The 22,610-nt window shown below is 54.5% G+C and carries 15 protein-coding genes; 4 read left to right on the forward strand and 11 right to left on the reverse strand.

Translation table 11 applies throughout. The features are described from left to right. Positions 1–80: 80 nt before the first annotated feature. The 5 genes from RID21_RS07700 to RID21_RS07720 form a co-directional block, all read right to left on the reverse strand. Positions 81–3,110, reverse strand: a complete 3,030-nt coding sequence (locus tag RID21_RS07700) for a carboxypeptidase regulatory-like domain-containing protein (RefSeq protein ID WP_350188073.1) — start codon at positions 3,108–3,110, stop codon at positions 81–83. Between the two features lie 405 nt (positions 3,111–3,515). After that, on the reverse strand, positions 3,516–4,505 hold the full coding sequence (locus tag RID21_RS07705; RefSeq protein ID WP_350188074.1) for a carboxypeptidase-like regulatory domain-containing protein: 990 nt from the start codon (positions 4,503–4,505) through the stop codon (positions 3,516–3,518). A gap of 834 nt (positions 4,506–5,339) precedes the next feature. Further along, the gene (locus RID21_RS07710) at positions 5,340–6,029 is read right to left on the reverse strand and encodes a hypothetical protein (protein ID WP_149342865.1); all 690 of its coding nucleotides are present in this window, start codon (positions 6,027–6,029) and stop codon (positions 5,340–5,342) included. A gap of 41 nt (positions 6,030–6,070) precedes the next feature. Further along, positions 6,071–6,604: a hypothetical protein gene (locus tag RID21_RS07715; protein ID WP_350188075.1), complete on the reverse strand. Its 534-nt coding sequence runs from the start codon at positions 6,602–6,604 to the stop codon at positions 6,071–6,073. Positions 6,605–6,689: 85 nt separating this feature from the next. Beyond that, positions 6,690–7,454 (reverse strand): hypothetical protein, encoded by a 765-nt coding sequence (locus RID21_RS07720; protein WP_350188076.1) that lies wholly within the window; start codon positions 7,452–7,454, stop codon positions 6,690–6,692. A gap of 558 nt (positions 7,455–8,012) precedes the next feature. Here RID21_RS07720 and RID21_RS07725 point away from each other — a divergent pair. Then, the gene (locus RID21_RS07725; RefSeq protein ID WP_145179790.1) at positions 8,013–10,427 is read left to right on the forward strand and encodes a DNA gyrase/topoisomerase IV subunit A; all 2,415 of its coding nucleotides are present in this window, start codon (positions 8,013–8,015) and stop codon (positions 10,425–10,427) included. A gap of 83 nt (positions 10,428–10,510) precedes the next feature. Next, positions 10,511–12,442 (forward strand): DNA gyrase/topoisomerase IV subunit B, encoded by a 1,932-nt coding sequence (locus tag RID21_RS07730; protein ID WP_155364565.1) that lies wholly within the window; start codon positions 10,511–10,513, stop codon positions 12,440–12,442. Between the two features lie 180 nt (positions 12,443–12,622). On the opposite strand, the gene RID21_RS07735 is transcribed toward RID21_RS07730, so the two are convergent. After that, positions 12,623–14,875 (reverse strand): coiled-coil domain-containing protein, encoded by a 2,253-nt coding sequence (locus RID21_RS07735; RefSeq protein WP_350188077.1) that lies wholly within the window; start codon positions 14,873–14,875, stop codon positions 12,623–12,625. Positions 14,876–15,534: 659 nt separating this feature from the next. On the opposite strand from RID21_RS07735, the gene RID21_RS07740 reads away from it, so the two are divergent. Together RID21_RS07740 and xerD are read left to right on the forward strand one after the other, a co-directional pair. After that, complete coding sequence (locus RID21_RS07740; RefSeq protein WP_350188078.1) at positions 15,535–17,802, forward strand: ATP-dependent helicase; 2,268 nt, start codon at positions 15,535–15,537, stop codon at positions 17,800–17,802. Between the two features lie 140 nt (positions 17,803–17,942). Further along, positions 17,943–18,893, forward strand: coding sequence for a site-specific tyrosine recombinase XerD (gene xerD / locus RID21_RS07745; protein ID WP_350188079.1), 951 nt, complete (start codon positions 17,943–17,945; stop codon positions 18,891–18,893). A gap of 13 nt (positions 18,894–18,906) precedes the next feature. On the opposite strand, the gene RID21_RS07750 is transcribed toward xerD, so the two are convergent. The 5 genes from RID21_RS07750 to RID21_RS07770 form a co-directional block, all read right to left on the reverse strand. Then, entirely contained in the window at positions 18,907–19,848 is a 942-nt protein-coding gene (locus RID21_RS07750; protein WP_350188080.1) for a DUF1559 domain-containing protein, read from the reverse strand. A gap of 79 nt (positions 19,849–19,927) precedes the next feature. Continuing rightward, on the reverse strand, positions 19,928–20,341 hold the full coding sequence (locus tag RID21_RS07755; RefSeq protein ID WP_350188081.1) for a hypothetical protein: 414 nt from the start codon (positions 20,339–20,341) through the stop codon (positions 19,928–19,930). 13 nt (positions 20,342–20,354) lie between these two features. Beyond that, positions 20,355–20,972, reverse strand: a complete 618-nt coding sequence (locus RID21_RS07760) for a PulJ/GspJ family protein (RefSeq protein ID WP_350188082.1) — start codon at positions 20,970–20,972, stop codon at positions 20,355–20,357. Then, positions 20,972–21,388, reverse strand: a complete 417-nt coding sequence (locus RID21_RS07765; protein WP_350188083.1) for a type IV pilus modification PilV family protein — start codon at positions 21,386–21,388, stop codon at positions 20,972–20,974. Before RID21_RS07765 ends, RID21_RS07760 begins: the two co-directional genes overlap by 1 nt. A 61-nt stretch (positions 21,389–21,449) precedes the next feature. Further along, positions 21,450–22,562 (reverse strand): type II secretion system F family protein, encoded by a 1,113-nt coding sequence (locus tag RID21_RS07770; RefSeq protein WP_350188084.1) that lies wholly within the window; start codon positions 22,560–22,562, stop codon positions 21,450–21,452. Between the last annotated feature and the right edge of the window lie 48 nt (positions 22,563–22,610).

The raw sequence follows: 22,610 nt of genomic DNA on the forward strand, positions 1-22,610 counted from the left end.
AGCTTTCGGCTACGTTGCGGGCGACCACGCAGGGTCGCCCCTACCACGAAAGTGATTGATCAACGTTGAGGGGGCGACGATCAGTCGTCTTTCTTTTTCAGGGCTTCGACGAGTTCGTTGATTTCCATGCTGTTGAGGCGGATTGCGGTTTTCTCCAGCATTTTCTGGTAGTGTTCCCTGCCGCTGATTGAGCTGGGGAAGCCGATGTTCTGGCCGTCCTCTTCGTCGTTATTACAGGTCGCCAGGATTTTGCCGTCGGCATCCAGAATCGCCCACCAGGGAATTCCGCCTTGTGCGCCGGCCCGGATTTTCTTCATGATTTCACTGGAGCCGGTCCAGCGGTGATCCAGCTTGATCCAGATATAGTCGCGCTCCCAGATTTTGCGTTCGCGGTCCAGGTAGAGGGAAAGCAGACGACAGGGTCCGCACCAGGTGGCGGTCTCCTGCACGATGACGCGTTTGTTCTGTTCCTTCGCCTGCTTGAGCGCGGTTTCGAGTAACTCGTTCGCATCGCGGGTCGGGTACTGATTGGCTTTGAGAAACTTGAGCAGCTTCTCTTTACTGACTTTGCCGTCGACAGTGAGCTCTGACTGCGTGATGCGGGCCAACTGTTTGCCGTGCGTGTCTGTGACCAGCAGTTCGAACTGTTGCGGATCGAGTTTGAGGTTCCATTTGTCGGCGAGGGCCTGGGCGGCTGCGCGTTTTTCGCCCGTGTCACTCACGGCCATCACGAGGAAGGGATAGAGCTCTTTGCGAACGTCCTTGACTTCGTAGCGAAGCTGCATCAATTCTTTGACGGCTTTCGATTGGGGATCGCCGAAGAGCAACATGGGATACTGACTGGTGAGGCCGCCCAGGCGTTCGCTTTTTTGATAACGTTCGAGGGGCGTGCCTTTGACGCCGAACGCGGAAGCGATGCGTTCGTCGAGCGTGGGTGGGACATACGGTTTGGGTGGCGGTTGGACTTCGACTTCACCCAGGTCGACCGGCTGGCTGTCTTTCACCTTCACTTCACCGGCGGTACGCCAGGAGATATTGGCGGGATTCTTGTCCCGGCGGATGACCAGCGAGAGATTGTACTTCTGCCCGACGACCAGGTCCTTTAGCTCAAAGCGTCCCACATCATCGGTGGTCACTTTGCCCCCATACGCGGTTCGGAAGGCAGAGAAACGATCTTTGCCCAGATAGACTCTGACGCCGTATTGAAGTTCGCGGCCTTTCAAGGGTTCCCCACTGGCGCCATCAATCAGAGTGCCGAAGGCTGATCCTGAGGGTTGGAGGGGGATGGTCACGGTTTTGTCGTCCGGTCCGATCTCCACGACGCCTGTGAGCGTTTTATCTTTTTTGCGGGCATAGATGACCACCTTGTGGAGTTCACGTTCGACTTCGAACTTCCCTGCTTTGTTGGTCGTGGCCTGCATGTCACGACCTGCGAGACCGTGGCGATAAATGCCGGAGATCGAAGCATCGGGTACGGGCTGGGCTGGATTGCCTGCAACGACTGTGCCGTTCAGGATGCCTTTCTCCGGACGGACGGTATGGAAATTGAATTCTTTTTCGGTCTCTGTGGTTATATCAAACTTCTCGATCTTGTTTTGTGACGGGCCGCGCAGATCGAACTTGCCGGAGCCTACGAACAGTTCGAAGTCGCCGTTTTTATCGGTCGTCGTGCGCCGAACGATCATGGGGCGCACCGATTTCCGGCTCTTCTCCGGGTTCGGCAGATCGACGTCTTTCATATTGTGGGCGGCCTGACCGTACTGGTAGGAGTAGATCGTCTGTCCCTCGACCGGCTGATTGTCTTTGCCGGTCGTGACGCGACCAAAGAGACGGGTGGCGGGGCGGAGCTTAAAATCGAGACTGGTACGGGGCTGGTCCGGCTGGAGGGCGAAGCCGGTTTGGGGTTCTGCGGCCCATTTCTCATTTCCGGCGGTCACGAGGTAAACCATGTTGGGGGCAGCTTCAATGGTATAGTGTCCCTGGTCATCGGTGGTTGTCGTGCCGCGGAAGGAATCGATCATATAGCCTTCTCCGGATGCAGAAATCGGAATGCCTGCCGCCGGGGATCCATCGGGAAGGGAGACCTTGCCCGAGAGGGGGACAAGTTTCTGCAGGCGCATGGTCAGCTTGCCTTTGTCTTTCTCCGGGTCATACATGGTGCGGAGGTGTGCGTATCCCTTCTCGCGGGGCCACATGGTAATGGGTGTCTGTTGCCAGTGCGGGATCCAGTCGAAGTTGACCGTGCCTGACTGATCGGTTTCCGCCTGAATCAGTTTATAGAAAAACGAGAGATTGACATCGCGGGGCTGACCTTCTTTTTTGAGATACCAGGGAGCGACGTTGACGCCGGGCAGCGGCTTACCGGCGGTGTCGACGACTTTGATTGACAGTGGCTGTGTGCCATCCAGGGTCAGGCGAATGGGATGGTCGGGGACCTCCGGCCGTTTAGCCTGCTGATCGTTGTATTGTTCGCGCGAGAGTTCATAAGACCGGTAGTCGAGACCGTGCCCGTCGCTGAAGGCGAAGATGGTTTGAATATCGAGATCCTGAGGAATAAGGTAGGTTGCTTTACCGGTCTGATCGGTCTGTTGCGAACCCCAGCCCCGGTAATTCGCGAGCAGGGCTGTCGTAGCTCCGGGCAGGGGTTTTCCGTCACCATCCACCACTTCCAGGACCAGACGCCGCGGCGGTTTGAGTTGCAGGCGCAGCTTGTCGAGAGAGGGATCCTCTTCGATGGTCTGCCAGGGGAGACGAAAATGTGCCATCTGCTGATCGGGGCCGCTTACCTGGATGGTCTGACCGCGCAAGCGAGCGGACTTGCCTTTGAAGGTGAACCGGCCCCGGGCGTCGGTCTGCGTCTCAATATTGGAGTTGTCGGGAAAGCTCTGGGCTGAGAAATCGATCAAGACCTTAGCGTCGGCGACGGGCTTGTCCTGTGCATCAACGACGGTGCCCTTAATGGTCAGTTCGGTCTCTTCAGCGGGCTCCGCGGCGTGTAACACGACTGGTGTCAGCAGTGTTGATAACAGCAACAGGGAGCAGAGGAATCTGAGGGCGCGATTTTGTGAACGATTGAATGTGCAACGACTGAGCAGCGTTGAATGGACCATGGCAACAGAACTCGCGAGAGAGGAGTAGAGAATGGTTTCTCAGTTCACAATCCCCGGGTGTGCCTGAGCCCGGCTGGTGTGCTGGCCGGCGTGAGTGGTGTCACTGACCGGGGGAATCTGAGACGCTACCCGCGGTTCGTTGCCGACACTTTTGATGATAGCGAATGGGATACAGGGGTTCAAATCTTTTCTGGTGGTTTCGATTTGCTACCACGAAATGCGTGAAAATGAACCTGTTACGATGAAACCGGCGAGCATCACTTAGTCGTACTCAGAATCCTGAAAACTGAAAGCGTGCTGTTTCCTGAGGTCTTTGACTACCACCAATTACGTGCGTGGAAACTAGTTTTTTTGCTACCACGAAAAGCACGAAAGACACGAAAATGGCCTGGTGGCAGACCTGTTTCAGGGTTTGCGGTCTTGTTCTGGTGCAGGTGGTTTGGGGGTGAGTTGGACTGTTAAGGTGCCCTTGTCTCTGGCTGGATCGTAAGCGATTCGGTGGGGGATGTATTCCCTGTTTTTGACCCAAAAGTAGATTCGCTGTTTCTGCCAGTGGGGAAGCCAGGCGAAGACAGTCGTGCCTGCGTTATCCGTGGTCTGTTCGAGCTGCCGGGTTACGTAGAACATGAGTGGCAGCGGCATGGGCAAAGGCTGGTCTGGTTTCCACACAGACTGCGGCTCAAGACCGATACCAGACAGCGGTTTGCCCTCGGCTGACTCAAGTTTGATTTTGAGGGGTTGGGCGCCTGCGAGCGTTAACCGCAGTGGATGATCGGGAAACTTCGGTGGTTTGGCACCTGGTTTGTATTTGTCTTCCAGTTTCAGACGGTAAGCTCGATAATCGGCCCCGTAGCCTTCGCGGAGGGCGACGGCATATTTCAGATCGACATCCGGGGGGATCTGAAACGTAATCTTTCCTGCACTGTCGGTCTTGCCGATCCCCCAGGTTTTCGTGAGGGCCATGATGCCGGCAAGTGCTGCGGGAACCGGTTTGCCTTTCGCATCGACGACTTCCAGCTCGATGCGCTTCGGTGGTGTTAACTGCAGACGCAGGTCGTTCAATTCAAGTCGTTTCGGTTCCCTTAATGAAGGGCCGGGCAAAGAGAGTTGTGCCATCCTGTTTTGCGAATCCCTGGCCTGCAGGGTCTGTCCCTGAATCTGCCAGAGGTCGTCGGTTAACTTGAAGCGTCCCTGGGCATCGGTGGTGGTCTCGAGGTTGGGCAGGTCTAACTCGAACCAGTCACGCGACTCGATGAAGACCCTGGCCCCGGCGACGGGTTGATTCTGTTGATCGACCACAGTGCCCTGGATCGTCTGCTGGAGGGGAGTTCGCGGGTTGTCGGCGCGACTCTGTAAGGGCGCCAGCAATGTGAGTGACAGGAGGAGTAAGTGCATTGCGAAAGGCGATCTGCCGACGCGGTTCGAGGCACGTAGAAAAACGGTAATGAGCTGAGACATGATGTGTGACGTTTTCAAAAGATGGAACGATGTTTTCAATTCACCCTCCCGGGTGTGCCTGAGCCCGGAGCGATGAGGTGCCGGTATGAGTAGTGTTTATTGGGCAGCGGTCTGGTGTGATGCTGCGGACTGTTCATCTCCGGTCTGTGTGATGATATCGGGTAGAATACGGGGGTGCAATTTTTTTCGTCTTGGCGTGAGGAAAGTTCTGTTGTGATGTTGCGTGGCTCTGTTTTGATTGACTGTGGGTTGTCTGTTGCACGATGCCGTATTGTCATCCGTCTTTACCAAAACGTATTACCGGCAACTAGCGCTTTGCCGCTCACGATGAGGGAGGAGGGAGGCTGTCTGATGTTGTTGCATCATCGTGAAGGGGACAGGAGAGTCAAGACAGAATTTTGTCCTGGTGTGACCGGATTTTGTCCTGATTGGTCCGGGATTTTGTCCTGCTGTGTCCCGGTTCTGTCTCGAATTGCCCTGAACATGGAAGGGCTGATGCACTGTGTAGAGGACAGCAGTGCGAGATGTTCCAGTGAAGAGGGGGTGAAAATGGAGGGTGATTTCGGTGGTGATGAGTCACTGGTGCGACGTGTTCCGGTGATCGCGGACCTGCCTCGCGCGCGAGCCAGAGGGGGAAGAGGATACGTGGTGGCGGGGTGTCGTCAAGAGCAGGTTTGCACCCCAGGTAAACAGCCAGAGCCACTGCCTGAAGTTCAGGAGTGGCTCTGGTGTCTGATGTTGACGAAATCGTTTCTGAATTGGGGTTCAGAATTACTTCTCGTAAGAAGCCTGGTTCAGCTTGGAAGGCTCTGGCGGTACAGCAGGAGTTTCTTCCTGTTGCTGAGGAGCAGCTTCCGGCTGAGCTTCGACGGGAGCACCGGTGGAGTAGTAAACCGGTCCCTGTCCGTAGTAGTTATGACCGCGACAGTGCTTGCAGCCATGTCCGCGGCAGGCACGACAGTCACGTGTGTGGTACATGCTTGGATCTGGTGGCGGCGGAATCATGCCGGCCCGTGGTTGCCAGGTCGGTACACTCTGGTAGTAGAAACCAAGCTGGGTGGTATCGGTGGGCATGTAGATCTGTGGGTAGTTCGCCGGTCCGGTGGGGCCGGGCTGTCCCATGTACTGGTTCGAGTAGTACCGCTGATACTGCACGGGGGTGCGTTGAATCATTTGAGCGGAAGGAGGACACCAGCCATGACCGGGTGAAGTATGACATTTTCTCAGGAAGGCCCAGCCTTCGCGTGAGTTATAATTGCGATAGACGCCATCCCCGTCAAAGCGGTCGGAATAGCCGGGGGGGCAGTTATAGCCGTAGCCACCACCCCGCACGTGATGACCGACCTGCTGGATCTGTCCCGCGCCGGCGGTTGTTTTCTCTTCAGCACTTGCTGTCACAGTATGGAGCATGACGCCGGTTACTGCCAGAATCGCAAGGCTTTGCACGCTTAAGATTTTCATGTGAATCTTCCTGGACCCGATAAAGGCTACTGGGTTTTAAATTACTGAACGATGCGAGAAATGGGAGTAATGCGGCTGGAGGGAACGCCCCATCCGTAGTTGTAAGTCTGACGTACGGTCGGAGCCAGAGGCACAGCCACAGGAACGCCATAGCCCTGAGCACCGTACAGCTGTCCGTCACGACCATCGAAGTAGTAAGGATCGACGGCGTAAGTCATTTTGTAGTGTCCGATAGGAGCACAGCCTTTACCACCGCAGCCGGTGGGAATGAAATAACCGAATTTGCAACGGAAGAATTCGCGAAGCGATCCGCGTTTTCCGATGCCGGCTGAAGTCCGACAGTGCGGACAGTCGCCACCACCCGAGTACGTAGCACCGTTCGAATAGGAGTAGACATGGTTGTGTTTACAACCACATTTATCATTGAGGTAGCCCACCTGCTGGATGGGAGCAGCCTGTTTCTGATTCAGTTTCAGGCCACCGGGCTCACCTGCCTGCAGGCCTTGAGCAGAGAGAACCGTCACGATGCCGGCGACTGCGACGAGCCCTGCGATTTTATAAGTTAACTTGTGCATTTTATAACTTCCTGATCGTATCTCTGAGTGAATGGCTCAGCGTGATAAACGTTTTCCGGTTGCAACAACGCTCCGTGAGAGGCCGTTATCTCACCATAGGAGGAATGAACTTGGGGAAAAATCCGAAATCTGATTTGTACTTCACGTTGACGCGGGTACCTTCGAGTTCCCAGCGTTCGTGGGAACGCATACCGAAGGGAGTCCAGATCCAGCCCCCTTTAACGTTGTAGAAGTAAGGGCCATACATGGCGTTGTACTCATGCGGATAGAGCATCTCATGCGGAGAGAACGCCTGGTTGGTGATAATGGTCCGTCCGACGTAATCGGGAATCCCCGGTTTGGGACTGGGATACATGGGAGCTCCCAGCTGCGGGTATCCGGGCAGGACGTTCATGCCGGCCATTGAAGGCATGGGCTGAGCGGCCTTGTAATGTTTATGATCTTTGAAATGTCCGTGGCTGATGGGTCGCGCCTGGACGGCATTGTCAAAGGGAGCCGGTGTGGAGGTAATGATCCGCGGCTGATTGCTGACCTGCTGAATCGGACCGTATCCCGAGGCACGACGTCCGAGCGTCGGACGCTTGACGAACACTTTCTGGCTGGACTGCTGGGGAGCTGCCTGCTGTTCGTGAGCGACCTGCTTAACGTCAGCCGTCTGATCCTTGGATCGGCTGAATGTTCTTTTGAACCAGCTGACCGGATTATATTTTGACGTACTCGACTGGACTTCCTGCTGCACAACGGCATTATTGACCGCACCTGGCTCAGCAGCATGTAGTGCCGGCGCCATCAGAATAAACGCCGGTAACAGTCCTGTGAGCAGGGTTACCTTCAGACTCGTCTGAGCCATAACAATCCCTCCCTGGATTTTATTGTGGTTAATCCACCAATGAGACTGCGGCGAAGGCTCGTCGGACCTCCGTCAGTCAATTATAATGTTCAAATGTTTTGTGTCTGAACCGGTACTGGTTCCCCGTTGTGGCTGAGTCATGTCACAAAGACCGCAACGAGCCCCGAAATAGATGAATTTTCAGTTTTCAGAGTTCCGGTCAATTTTGTATGTTTCAATCGCCAGATTGCGACCCTCTCGAAAAGAAAGCCACTAGTCCAAATTTCGGCTGGCAGGAATCGTCGGAATGAGTCATTTTGTAACTACGATGACGATTCGTCCTATTTTCCCGAATTATTGTCTATTTAACGGGTTACGAGTGGCCTTATCTGTTCAATAATCGTTTCAACAGATACAATCCTCAATGTTTTCACAAACAGAAAATTCGACACATTTTTCTTAAACTACCAGCGGGGAATGACCCGAATTCTGAATAATAAGCCCATCTGAGATCGATAACCTGATGGTCGTCTGCTGACCTTCAGTCAGGACGGGTAATCGAAGTTTTTGGAGAGAGTCTTGGCGAAACGAAAATCAGCCAGTAACGGCGCAGAGAATGGCACCAACGGAAACGCCAGCGTTGAAACGGACCGTATTGAATATGTTCCCATCAGTGAGGTCACGCGACGACGCTATCTGAACTACGCGATGTCAGTCATCACTTCCCGGGCGTTGCCTGATGTCCGGGACGGTCTGAAGCCGGTACAACGCCGCATTTTGTATGTGATGTACCACGACTTGCGACTGGTGGCCAATGCGAAGCCCCGTAAGTGTGCCAAAATCTGTGGTGATACCACGGGTAACTACCATCCTCACGGTGACGCTTCCGTGTACGATGCCCTGGTTCGTCTGGCTCAGGACTTCAACCTGAGGAACCCTCTGGTCAATGGTCAGGGGAACTTCGGTTCGATTATGGGTCTGCCGGCCGCTGCTGCCCGTTATACGGAAGCCCGTCTGACCGGCATCGCAGAGCATCTGATGAATGAGCTGCGATATCAGACCGTCGAAATGCGTCCCAACTATGATGGTACCCGCAATGAGCCGGTTGTCCTGCCGGCCCGCTTCCCAAACCTGCTGGTTAACGGAGTACACGGGATCGCCGTCGGGATGGCAACGAACATTCCGCCTCACAATCTGGGCGAAGTAGTCAAAGCCTGCACGCATCTGATCCATCATCCCGATGCGACCGTGGCCCAATTAATGAAATACATTAAAGGTCCCGACTTCCCGCTGGGAGGTCGGATCGTCACGGACAAACGCTCTCTCACCAATGTCTATAAGGATGGCCGCGGACCGATCAAGATCCGGGGCGAGTGGAAGATCGATACAGACAAAAAAGCCAGTTCGAAAAATGCCCAGCGACTGATCGTTTATTCGGTACCTTATGCCGTCGAAACCGGATCTCTGCTGTCGGAAATCGGGGGCATTGTCGAATCGCGGAAGCTGCCCCAACTGCTGGATGTCGCTGACGAAACGGATGACAAGAACGGTCTGAAGATCGTCCTGGAGATCAAGCCGGATGCCGACCCTGAAACGGTAATGGCCTTCCTGTACAAGCACACGCACCTGGAACAGAACTTCGCCGTCAACCTGACCTGCCTGGTTCCCGATGATTCTGATGTACTGATCCCCCACCGTTGCGATCTGCGGGAGATGTTACAGTACTTCCTGGACTTCCGTTTCATTACGGTCCGCCGCCGCTTCGAATATCAGCTGGAACAGCTGGAACGCCGGATCCATATTCTGGAAGGTTTCGAAATCATCTTCAACGGGCTGGATAAAGCCCTGAAACTGATTCGTGCCAGTAACGGGAAACAGGATGCCGCTCAGAAGCTGATGGCCGAATTTCCGCTGGATGAAATCCAGACCATGGCCATTCTGGAGCTGCAGCTGTACCGCATCTCGAAACTTGAAATCAATACGATCCGCGAGGAACTGGAAGAGAAACGGGCCGAAGCGGACCGGATTCGCAAGATCCTGGCTTCCGACAAACGACTCTGGAAGGTCGTGGAAACCGAACTGAAGGAACTGGGCGAGGAATTCCCCGAGAAACGCCAGACGAAGCTGGGTTCTTCGGACGAAATTACCGAGTTCGATCCGCAGGCGTATATCGTCAAAGAAAACACGAACGTAGTGGTCACCCGCGAGGGATGGATCAAGCGCGTCGGACGGCTGCAGACCAAAGGCGATACCAGAGAGCTCGCCAAAACGCGTGTCCGCGAGGGAGACAGCGTGCTGGATGTCGCACCGGGAAGCACCCTGGATCATGTGGTGTTCTTCTCCAGTGATGGTGTCGCCTATACGCTGCCGATCGAGCAGGTTCCGGCTTCCTCGGGTTACGGCGAGCCGCTTTCAAAACATGCCCGCATGGGGGATGGGGCGAGCCTGGTGGCTGCGATTACCACAGACGCCCGGTTCACACCGGAAGATAAAGCGACGAAGAAAGAGCCGATTCCTACGCCGCACCTGCTGATCGTCACCGAAAAGGGGCAGATCATGCGGATTTCGTTCAGCCTGTTCCGCCAGGCATCGACGAAAGCGGGCCGTAAATTCTGTCGGCTCGGAAAAGACGACCGGGTGGTCTATGCCGGCCTGGTGGATGAGGCGGAAACGATGTTTATCGCAACCAAAGATGCCCGTGTGTTACACTGTGAGATCGAAGAAGCAGCTCTGCTCTCGAATCCCGGTAAAGGGGTTAAAGGGATCAAGCTGGAAAAAGGGGACTCCGTCATGGGTGCCCTGCAGCTCACTCGACCCAGCGACTGTCTGCGGGTCATCAATACCAGTGGCAAGAAAATGACGTTCGGGCAGATGAAGTACGGCGTCACGTCTCGCGGCGGTAAAGGGGTCAAAACCAGCCAGCGGAGCGGGTTCGCCGAGATCCTCTATCCGCCTATCGAAGTGGTGGACTGGGACGAGATCGAACAGGAATAAGCCTGCAGTGGGGCGACGTTCCCTTCGCGAGCAGACAAACAATTCAGTTACAAGTTCATTGAGAAAAGACGACCAGTAAAATTATGGCAACGGCAGCAAAATCATCTGACGCTAAAAAATACTCCGCTGATGACATCGAAGTTCTGGAGGGGCTTGAAGCGGTCCGCAGACGTCCTTCGATGTATATCGGGGGTGTAGACATTCGCGGACTGCACCACCTGCTCTGGGAAATCGTGGACAACTCGGTCGACGAATACCTGGCCAATGAAGCGGACACGATTGTGGTCACGCTGCATAAAGATGGTGCGTCGTGCAGTGTCAAAGACAACGGTCGTGGGATTCCGGTCGACAAGCACTCCAAGACCAAGAAGTCGGCACTGGAACTGATTCTGACGACCCTGCATGCCGGGGGGAAATTCTCGGACAAGAACTACGCCCGCAGCGGTGGTCTGCATGGCGTGGGTTCATCAGTAGTTAACGCGCTGTCTTCCGAGATGGTAGCGACCGTCTACCGGGACGGACACCAGTATGTGCAGCGTTATAAGAAGGGCAAGCCGACGACACCGGTAAAGAAGGTTAAACCATTCCGCGGGCACGGTACGGAAATCCATTTCCGCCCCGATGATAGCATTTTCCGCCGCGTACACTTCAACGCCGATACGATCCGCCAGCACCTGGAAGACATCGCCTTCATTCATGGCGGGCTGAAAATTACGTTCCGGGATGAAGTCAAAAAAGAGACACACGAACTGTCACATCCGGAAGGGATTCGTGGCTATCTGGACAAGCTGGCAACCGAACAGCAGAAGAAACCGGTTCACGAACAGCTGTTTTACGCGGAAAAAGAAGACGAACATATTCGCGTGGAACTGGCCCTGAGATGGACCGACGCAACCGATGAGCAGATTCGCAGCTATGTGAACGGTATCCGCACCCATGCCGGGGGAACACACGAAAGCGGCCTGCGCTCGGGGATCGCCAAGGCGGTCAAGAATTATATGGACGTGCATAACATCAAGCACAAGGGACTCCAGATTTCGACGGACGACATCCGCGAAGGCGTGCTCTGTCTGATCTCGGTGTTCCATAACGATCCAATGTTCCAGGGGCAGACCAAAGAGAAGCTGAATAACCCTGAGGTCAGCGGCTTCGTCGAAGGGATTGTCCGCCCGCTTCTGGAAACCTGGTTGAACAATAACCCTTCAATCGCCGACGCGGTTGTGGGACGCATCGTTCTGGCGGCGCGGGCCCGGATGGCCAGCCGCGATGCCCAGAAAGAAGTCAGACGCAAAACACCTTCCAACCGCAAGTCGACCCTGCCGGGCAAACTGCTGGACTGCCGGTCCAACAAGCCGGAAGAGTCGGAACTGTTCCTTGTCGAAGGTCTGTCCGCCGGTGGTACCGCAGCGATGGGGCGTGACAGCCGCATTCAGGCCGTGCTTCCCTTACGCGGTAAGGTACTCAATACCGAATCGCTGGCCGTCTCCAAAATCATGGGGAACCAGGAAATCAAAGACCTGGTCGAAACACTGGGAACCGGCATTGGTGCGAACTTCGATATTCGCAACCTGCGTTACAACCGAATCATCCTCCTGATGGATGCTGACAGCGACGGTTACCACATCAGCACACTGCTGCTGACTTTCTTCTTCCGGCACATGATGGAATTGATTCGACAGGGCAAACTGTTCCTGGCTCAGCCGCCGTTGTACTGCATCAGTGTGGGGAACGAAAAATATTACGCCCAGGATGATGTGCAGAAAGAAGAGATCATCGAGTCTCTGCCGGCGAATCGTAAATACGAAATCGGCCGCTTCAAAGGTCTGGGTGAGATGACCGCGAAGGAACTGAAAGAGACGACCCTGGATCCCAAGAAGCGGGTGCTCCTGAAAGTCGATATCGACAGTCAGCTGGACGCCGACGCAACGTTCTCCCAGCTGTTCGGTAAAGACGCCAGCCAGCGGTATGATCTGATTATGGAAGAGGCGATTGAAGCCGACGACATCGATTACTGATCGAAAGTCTGTGATCCGGCCTTGATCACTTCGCGCCCCTGCCGATACTTCAGATCGGTCTCAAGAGGATTTGTCATCCCGGTTCAGCAGTTACGCGTTGAGCATCGCGCACAAAAAACGGGAGGCGAACCAGATGATTCGCCTCCCGACTTAAATTCAACTCAGTGGAAAACCGAGGGTTTATTTAACCGAAGCGGTTTTCTCAACTGGTGGTGGCAGTTCTGTCTCGTTTTTCTCCACAGTCAGGTCGTTACCGATGGTCAGGGTCAACCAGCCATCGTTGGCAACAATGTCTTTGATGTGCAGATAGACGGTCCGGTTTTCCAGTTTGGCTTTAATCTGTGCGTCTTCAACACGATCCGGAAATGCCTTTTCCATTTTGTTGCGAACCACGCCAGAGCGGGCGATCTGAGAAGCAACGCTCTTGGGCCGTTCAACGGGAGACGATTTGATGGTTCCCCGTGTGATGGAAATCTTGTTGCCTTCAACTTTGAAGCTGAGAGGTACAGTGATTTCCTGAGTCGGAACGGCGGTTTCGCCTTTCTGCTCAAACCCACAGCGTAAAATCAGGTTGAGTGTGTTATCACTGATCTTAACCCGGATCGGATCATGATCATCGAATGCCAGAATGTTGGGACCTTTGTCAGGATCTACAGGTGGACGCTGCAGTTTGACCTTGCGGCCCAGAACGTCGGCGATCGATTTTTCAAACTCGGTGATCAGATCCTGATCGGAGATTTTCCGGCCTTCCAGGTTCATCCGGGAGAGGCTGTTGTTCATCAGCGATTCGTGCATCTGCAGGACAACGCTCTCGTCAGAAGCGATCGAGAGTGGCGGCGAGTTAGCGGCCAGTTCTCCGGTATCCATCAGACGGGTGCGGACATAAAGATGAGTATCGGTAGACGCATAGCTGCGGGCAGACGGGAACAGGCCGTTGTCACGCAGACGCTTGTTGAACTTCTGACCGACTTCCTCATTGGCTTTCGTGATGCGTTCGTCAACTTCTTCATCGAAGCGGGGACGAACCCGATCGCGAACACGCTGAGCAGCGATGGCTTCAGCTTCAGGACGCAGTTCTTCAGTGCGGCGGTAGGCCATTTTGCGTCCCAGGCCAGCCAGCAGCGGGATGCCATCCAGCTTGGTGGAAGCACCCACGGTGGTGTTATTGGCCTGCACATCAACCCAGGCGGGATGTGTTGTGAACAGGTCGCCGTCGAAGTTGATATCTTTTGCACCCCAGAACTGGTGGTGACCAGAGGTGTAGATCGTAGCCTGGCTGGTCTGACCGGAGGTTTCACTGTTGGTGACACCGTTCAGAGTCAGAGCGAACCGCAGGGTCGCATCGCTGGGTTGGAAGTCGACGCCAACTTCAGTGGTCGTTGCCTGGTTTCCGGTAACATAAGCACCGAGGATACAGTCAACAACAGGACCGGTTTCGCAGGTGCTGTCTTTGATCAGACGATTCATGAAGTCTTCAGCAACCATAACCCGCAGGTTGTAGTTGAAGTAGTTATTCCGCAGAGCAGTTGTCAGCGGCTCCAAACCACCTTCCAGTTCCTCACGCAGCAGAGCGTATGCTTTACGGGCTTCGAAAGCGTACTTGCTGTTCTGGGTGACTTCGTATTCTTCCAGATTTTCAACCAGGGCAGCGAGTTCTTCGCGAATCTTGCCTTTGTTGATCTGGGTTTTGCCTGGCTTGGCTTCTGCCAGGAAAGCGTTGATCGATTTTTCCAGGTCTTTGAACTGAGCACGGTTGAAGAACTTCCGCTGTTCGGCATCTTCAAGAGCTCCCCGGTTCTGGAATTTGTTTTTCAGAGCCTTGAGCAGATCCATCAGTTCGACTTCGGAGTAGCTGTTTTTCAGCTCTTTCTGCAACTGGTTCAGCTGCAGGTAGTCGACCCAGCCATTTCCATTCTGCAGGGTGCCCAGGTATTTTTTGAGTGCTGTAGCAGCAGCTGCAACCTGGTTCTGTTTGGCTTTCATCTGGGCTGCTTTGATCGTTCCGATGTTGACGTTCAAAGTTTTCAGAGCGGCATCAGCGATATCAACGCGACGCTGCAGGCTGCTGGCGTATTCCCCCAGGGCCGGCTGACCCTTGGCTTCGTCGATCTTCGCCTGCAGGCTCTTCAGAGTTGCCTGCTGCTGTGCCACGGGCAGATCCGATTCGTAGAGTTTTACAAGCAGGTCAGAAACCTGTGTGCTCCACTTGGCCCATTTTCCCTCGAGACCTTCGGGGGCCTCGGAAATTCCTTCAGGAACTTCGGCTGGCAAGATGCCTTGCAGTCCGACATCCGCTTTTTCTGGCTTCTTATCTTCAACAGCCAGAGTGGTTGTGACAACCAGCGCGAGGCTGGCGATACCCAGTACAGCAAAACTGACCATACCATAATAAAGCGAGCTTTTTCTGGCTGGCTTGAATTCCTTGAGAAGCATGTCTGATCGCACTCCATCGGCAAAAGGACTCGAATCACGGTGGCCACCGTTAAACGGAAACAGGGCCTGTCAGGCCCGCGTTCTCTCATGTGGTGGTGGAAACTACCGTTGTAAAATAATTTATCGTCATTTATCCGGTCGGGAGTGTGTTGAATTCCTACATCCCAACCGGCATTCAACTAATCCAGCTTCATAACCTGCAAAACCCTGTCTGGAAGTAATTTCCAGAAATAGAATGTTCCGCAGATCGAAATCTGGCGTTTTTTATTGGAGCGAATTTGAGCCGAAAACTCCGAGCAAACCTCCCAGACCCTGAAATCGATAGAGTCTGAGGTTGATTCTGCTTTAACTCTGGAGAGATCCAGATCATCATTCCATCTTAGCGCAGTCTAGTAGACCCGCAAATATTGTGCAATCAACCAAAGCACCTTGAACTCACAACATTAACAAAACGTACGAAAGTTCACTATTATTTCCCATTCTGGTTTGATTTCTCAAGTCTTTTTTGCTTTTGATGTCAAATTGCTCTCGAAACAGACTCTTTCTCAGTACGAAAACTGGGAATCCCTGACGGTTCGATTTGGAATTTGAGCCCCCTGCCCTTACATTGATGATTTCAGAAACGGAACCATTCAGCTTCGCTTGAAAAGGATTTTGACTTGGATTTTCAGCAGGTCCTCACACCGGAACAATACGCCGCCGTCAGCCATCACCAGGGACCACTGCTGGTACTGGCTGGACCCGGTTCGGGAAAGACGCGCGTGATTACTCACCGGATTGCCTCGCTGATCCAGGCAGGCGTGCCCGCGAATCAGATACTGGGGATTACCTTCACCAATAAAGCCTCGGATGAAATGGGCGAACGGGTTCAGCAGCTGATCCCCGGTATCCGCGTGGAGATCTCGACCTTCCATAAATTCTGCGTCCGCATTCTGAGACGGTACGGCAGAGCCGTTGGTCTCGACAGTAACTTTTCGATTTTTGACACGACCGATCAGCAACAGTTGATTCGCCACGTGCTCAATGAACTGGACATCGACACGGTAGCCTACAATCCCTCGACCATCGCAGGCATGATCAGCCGTGCAAAGAATGACCTGATCACCGCAGAGCGATATGCGGAAGCGTTTCAGGAATCGATCGGCGATCATTTGCAGGCGGTGGCCGCGCGGGTCTACCCCGTCTATCAACGACTGCTGCTCGAATCGAACGCCGTCGACTTTGATGATCTGCTGCTGCACGTCGCCAGCCTGCTCAAAGGTTCGCCCGAACTGCGAGCCACGCTCGACGAACGTTATCAATACATTCTGGTGGACGAGTATCAGGATACCAACCTGGCGCAATACCAGATTGTGATGGGACTCTCGCTGAACACACGTAATCTGTGTGTCACCGGCGATCCCGATCAGTCCATCTATGGCTGGCGTGGTGCCAAGATCGAGAACATTCTGCAGTTCGAACGCGACTTCCCGGACTGCCAGACGATTCGGCTCGAGCAGAACTTTCGCAGTACGAAAGAAATTCTGCGCGTCGCCGACAGCCTGATTGTGCACAACCAGCGACGAAAAGCCAAAACGCTGTTCACCGAGAACCCGGAGGGAACGCCGGTCGAACTGCTCACCTATAACGACGAGCGACAGGAGGCGGAAGAGATCGCCCTGCATATCCGCCGTGCAGTCGACCGGGGTGAATACGACTATACCGACTTCGCCATCTTTTACCGCGTGAACTCACTCTCCCGCGAGCTGGAACTGGCACTGGCCCGACATAAAATTCCCTACCAGCTTGCAGGCAGCGTCGCGTTTTACGAACGGACGGAAGTCAAAGACCTGTTGTCGTACCTCAAGCTGATTAACAATCCGGATGACCGCGTGGCGTTTGGCCGGATCGTAAATAAGCCGCTACGGGGGATCGGTAAAACCACACAGAGAAAACTCATCCGCTGGGCCGACGAGAAAGGAATCAGCCTGCTCGAAGCCGCGCACCAGGCCGCAGACTGCTCGACGCTGTCCAAGCGCGCCGCGACGATGGTCGCCCGGTTCGCCAAAATGATCTCCGGATTTTCACTGGCCGACACCGGGTCTGTGGCCCAGCTGATGGAAGTGGTCATCGACAGCACACGGATGATCGACAGCTGGAAAGAGAGTCCGGATGAAGACGATCAGCAGCGGATCGCCAACGTGAACGAGCTGGTCTCCACCGCCCGGAAGTACGATCAGATCTTTGGTGACGAGACGACGCTGGAGGGGTTCCTCGAAGTCAGCACCCTCGCCAGTGCCACCGATCAGCTGGATGCGGAATCAGGTCAGGTGACACTGATGACGCTGCACGCCGCGAAGGGGCTGGAGTACCCAGTGGTCTTTATTATCGGCGTCGAACAGAATCTGATTCCTCACGAGCGGGTGCTTCGCGAAGAGCTCCGTGATGGTCTGGAAGAGGAACGACGGCTGTTCTTTGTGGGCATCACCCGGGCCGAACAGAGTCTGTACCTGACACAGACACGCGAACGCTCGCTGCGCGGGCGTCCCTGGCGGACGATTACCAGTGACTTCCTGAAAGAGATCGATGTCGAAGTCAAAGACATGACCGATTTCCTGGGAGAGCACCGCTCGCATTTCGATGATTTCGTCGAGTCCGTTAAACGGGGTGAGGTCGACACCGAGGCACTGAAAGCGGCGACTCCCCAGAAAAAGCCTCTGCTGATGACCGGGGCTGACCTGCTGAAGCAAACCCCCGAAGCAGCCGAACTCCCGCAGGGATTCTCGGTGGGCATGCGGGTGCGTCATCCGCGGTACGGAGTCGGTACCGTCATGGGTATCAGCGGTTTTGCCCGTAAACGCATGGTGACAGTCCTCTTCGACGAGATGGAAGAGGGGCAGACCTTCGTTGCCGCCCACTGTCCGCTACAACCGTTGGGACTGCGATAACCGGCCCCGCGTTCATGGCATCTGATGTTTCCTTCCGATAAAGCCTCTGGTCCCCGCTGCGCCGTCTGTTAAACATGAAGTAGCAGACAGTGACATCCGCGCAGCAGCGACGTTGGACTCATCTGAAGCGAAGGACTTGCATGCCTCCCCGAAAGCGACCGCCGGCAAATTCAAAATTCCAGGTTCGCAAACCGGCCGATCCCGGCGTGCATCTGGAACCGTTCCTGAATTACCTGGAAGCCGAATGTGGAATGGCGGCCAACACCGTCTCTGCCTATCGCTCCGATATCACACAGTTTCTGGACTGGTACCGCGGTCAGCCCTCCCGCCCCTTGAGCCAGGTCGACCTGAAGTTTCTGAGCGGGTATCTGCAACACCTCAACAAACGCCGACTGGCCGCGACGACTGTTTCGCGACACCTGGTGACGATCAAGCTGTTTTTCCGCTACCTCGTCCTGGAAGGAATTCTCGCGGAGAGTGTCGCTGATCTCTTGAATTCCCCCAAGCTCTGGAAGTATCTGCCGAAGGTCCTGAGCCCTGAGAAAGTAAACGAACTGTTGATGGCTCCCTGCAATGCCGATCGGTATCCGCTCCGCGACCGAGCGATTCTGGCGATGATGTATGCCACCGGCTGTCGCGTGAGTGAGATTGTGAATCTCCCGCTGGACTCCGTCAAACTGGCGGAAGGCTATGCACGCTGCGTAGGTAAAGGGAACAAGGAACGCATGGTTTCACTGAACCCGGTTGCGGTGGCGGCCGTCGAAGCCTACCTCAAGTATGAGCGTCCCGATCTTACCCGACGCAACCCGGCAGAGCAGGCGCTGTTCCTGGGTCGAGGCGGTAAACAGCTCTCCCGGATCATGGTCTGGAACATCGTCAAGAAAAACGCGGCTCGGGTTGGTTGCAGTAAAGAGGTTAGCCCGCATACGCTCCGGCACAGTTTCGCGACCCACATGATGGCCGGTGGTGCCGAGATCCGCGCGCTGCAGGAACTGCTGGGACACGCGAATATCCGCACGACCCAGATTTATACCCACGTGGATCACAGTCGCCTCAAAGCGGTACACCAGATGTATCATCCCCGCGGCTGATTCGCGTGGTGGGTTAAAACGCTTTTTTCATCAGCTTTCCATCCGCGCGATTCCCCAGCTGATGCAACAGCGGCGCGTCGATACTCTCTGAAATGAACTGCACCCTGCCATCTCCAAAGCCGAAATGGGCGCCCCCCACATGATAGCTGCCAAAGCCCCCCATCTTCAGTAGCATGTCACCCTTGTCTTTCTCAGAATCAACATCCGAATCCGGCTCCAACCCGGGTGGCTGGCTGGAGCTGTTGTCTCTCCCCGGTTTGTCCCGATTGATAGAGCTTGTATTCCGTAATGTTGCGGAGGTGCCGGATAACCACCCCAGATTGTCTTTGGTATAGAAGTGTTCGCCGACAAAAATCGTGTTGGAACTGCCGTCTGTAATCTGGTCATAACGAATACTGCTGTTGAGAAACATCACGCCGTTATTCTCGCTGTCCAGCGGTGCTTCAGTACCGTTGTAACAGGCACCGTAGTTGGTCTGAAACAATGGGACGCCTTCTTCGGAACTCGCGTACGTGTAATAGTTCATCGGGTCGGAGGGACAGTGCAAAACGACCATCTGCACTTCCCGAACGTCCTTGTTGGCGGGAGCATACACACTCTGCTTGAAATCGATGTGCTCGAACACAGACGGCTGATCCAGATAGGGCATCAGCCCTGACAGCCAGTTCATGTGATACCCCTTGGGTTCGTTTTTGATGGGCCCGGTATCGTTATAGACACCCGCCGGCAGCATTTCGTACGCCATCTCGTAATTCTGCAGCGCCAGGCTGATCTGGACGAGGTTGTTCTTGCAGGTAACCCGTCGCGCTGCTTCACGCGCCTGCTGAACCGCAGGCAGGAGCAGTGCGATTAAAATCGCGATAATGGCGATGACCACCAGGAGCTCAATCAAGGTGAAGCCAGGTCGTCGCCGTTCACGGGCGCTGCGAAATCTGAAAGGAACTTCGTTCTTCATTTCAATTCCCCGGATTGTAGTTTCAATGATGTTCTATAAAGCATGATTTATGACATTCGATTCAAAATAAAAGTAACGCTTATAATATGATTTTTCGGGTCCGGGTGACGCTGAACGTTTCGTTTTCCGGATAGCGGATACGGGCTTCAATCGACAGCCGATCTGTTTTCTCCGCCGGCTTGAGCTGAATGACAGCAGAAGCAGCATAGCGGGTCCCCAGATCTTCCGGCCTGATTTCCCAGACCTCGCCTTTATAGTTTGGATTTTTCAATCGCTGTTCGACGGCCCGCTCCAGGGCTGACTCAGCCAGCCATTCTGCCTGAACGCGTAACTGCTCGCGGATGACCTGCCTGCGCTGCATCAGGGCGGACTTTAATAAGGAAGCCAGCAGCATGGTGACGATCAGCAGACAGACCATCACCAGAATCAGGACCGCACCGTTACGGTTCGCCTGCCGGTTCTGTAAAGTCTGTCGATTGATTATTCTCTGCATGAGTTTGGCCCTGTCAGTTCGTCTGGTTTGTTTCTTTTTCCGATTGCTCGAAAGAAATTTGTGTCAGCCGATAATCACGGCCAATTGTAGAAAGCACGGCAAGCTCGTGAGCGGCTCGAAGGCGACTTTCCGGCGTGTTCCCGCTCTCCTGTTCCGGCAGGACCGGGGAACCGGGTTCCCGGATACTGATGCCTGCCTGATTCAACCGCTGCTGCTGGATAAAATGCGCCTCGCTTCCCGCGGGAACATAGAACATATCTTCGTGAAGAACTTTCCCTTCCCGGCTGACTACGCGATCGATGCGGAACTCATCAATCCGCCAGGTAATCTGTTCCCCATCCGGCTTCTGGATAACCAGTGTTTTCGGGTTGGCCACTTTCTCCGGTTCCAGCTGCACTGATTCTGCAGCATGAATATCGTCACGGAACAGTCTTGAGAAACGCTGGAAAGAGGCCCCCAGCCAGACCGCCTCACTCGATTCCCGCTCGGCCCGCATGATGGTATGCAGCGTGGTCATGCTGAGCCCCATGAGCACAGTCGCAATCGCCATGGCCACGACGACTTCCACCAGAGATATTCCGGGCGGAATGCCATGCTGCCTGATCGAGATCATAAATCCACGTCGTCGCATTACTGCTTACCCTTTGGGGAGACCCAGGAAGTTAAGCGTACCGGCTGCTGGATGAGACCACGCTGATCACGCCAGCCCAGCTGAATCTGAATTTTTTTCATCAGCGGTAAATCTTTCGTCTCCTGGATGCGAATCCTCAGGTCGGCGTCAGGGAGTTGCTTCAAGGCACTCTCCGAGAGTGCGAACTTGTCGACTGTCGACTGCGTCATCTCCGGAAATGGCAGGGCCGCGGTCCGTTCCATCAGGTTTTCCACTTCGACCAGCGCGACCTGTCTCTGCTCGGACTGTTTCTGTTCGCGATGGACCCAGTAAATCGAAGGCACCACAATCATGAAGACGGTCGTCAGTAGAACTCCCGAGACCATCATTTCAATCAACGTGAATCCCCGACGCCTACGCAGCTTCGGCCGAGTCACCGCTGAGAAATCCTGTTTCTGTCGATACTGTATTCGCACTATGCAACCCATGCCCGTGGGATTACGCCAGGTGATGAACCAGGCTGATCAATGGTAAAAATAAACCAATCACTATGATTCCAACCAGGGCTCCCAGCCCTACAATAAACGCTGGTTCCAGATATTCGCGTACCAGCATCATCCGATAATTAATTCGCCGCTCGATGCTTTTCGCGATCGCCTTCAATGCCCAGCTCAGGTTTCCCGCCCGCTGGGCTGACTGCAGCAGCCGCACCTCACTAGGCGTTAACAGACTAAAATCATGCAGGGCCGTCCAGCAGTCGTTGCCTTTGTGAACATCCTGCAGAATTGCTTCAAACCGTTCTGCCAGCAGTCGGTTATTCGAAGTATGTGCCAGGGTCTCGAACGCCCCCATTAAAGGGCGCCCCGATTCAGTCGTGACGTGCAGGAACCGAAGCACATCCGGCGCCCTGCCCCGCGGATAGAGCAGGCCATAGACAAACGCAGGACGCCAGCCGTTCTCCAGAAAGCCGCGGCGCGTCAGTATTTTCTGCATGATCCACAACATTAAAATCGCAACAGGCAGAACATAGAAATATTCGATGACAAAATCATTGGCTTCAATAATTTTCAGCGTCAGGCCCGGCAGTTCTACTTCAAAATCATGAAAGATTTTTTTGAATTTAGGGATGATCCAATAGCCGATAAATAGCAGGTTCAGCGCGACAACCAGGAAGACCGCCAGAATATAAAGCAGAACGCCTGCACGGCTCCGCACCTGCTCAGTCCGTTCCGCCATGCAGACTTCTGAAGCCAGCGAAAGCGCCGAGGGCAGCGTGCCCGATTCTGCTCCTGCTTTCACCAGAAAAAACGCATTCGCTGGCAACAGGTCCGGCACCTTATCGATGGCATCCGCCAGGGGAACCCCACTGCGGAGCAAATCCACGAGACGGGAAATCTGCAGTCTCCAGCGGCCGTGCACGTCTTTTTCGAAGGTCTCAAGCACGTCGATCAACGACAGCTGTTTCTCTGTCGCCACAGCCAGAATTCTCAAGAGCGCCATCTGCTGTGAATGGGTGACACGTCCCGGAAGCCAGCGTGGTCCACGCAGGAGCGGACGATTGCCCCAGCGCCACAACTGATTCAGAGAATTAAAACGGGACGGCTTATTCATCAACGGGAGGTCGCTTGTAAACAGAAATGAATGTCAGGAAAACGGCTT

This window comes from Gimesia sp. (assembly GCF_040219335.1).
Lineage (GTDB): Bacteria > Planctomycetota > Planctomycetia > Planctomycetales > Planctomycetaceae > Gimesia.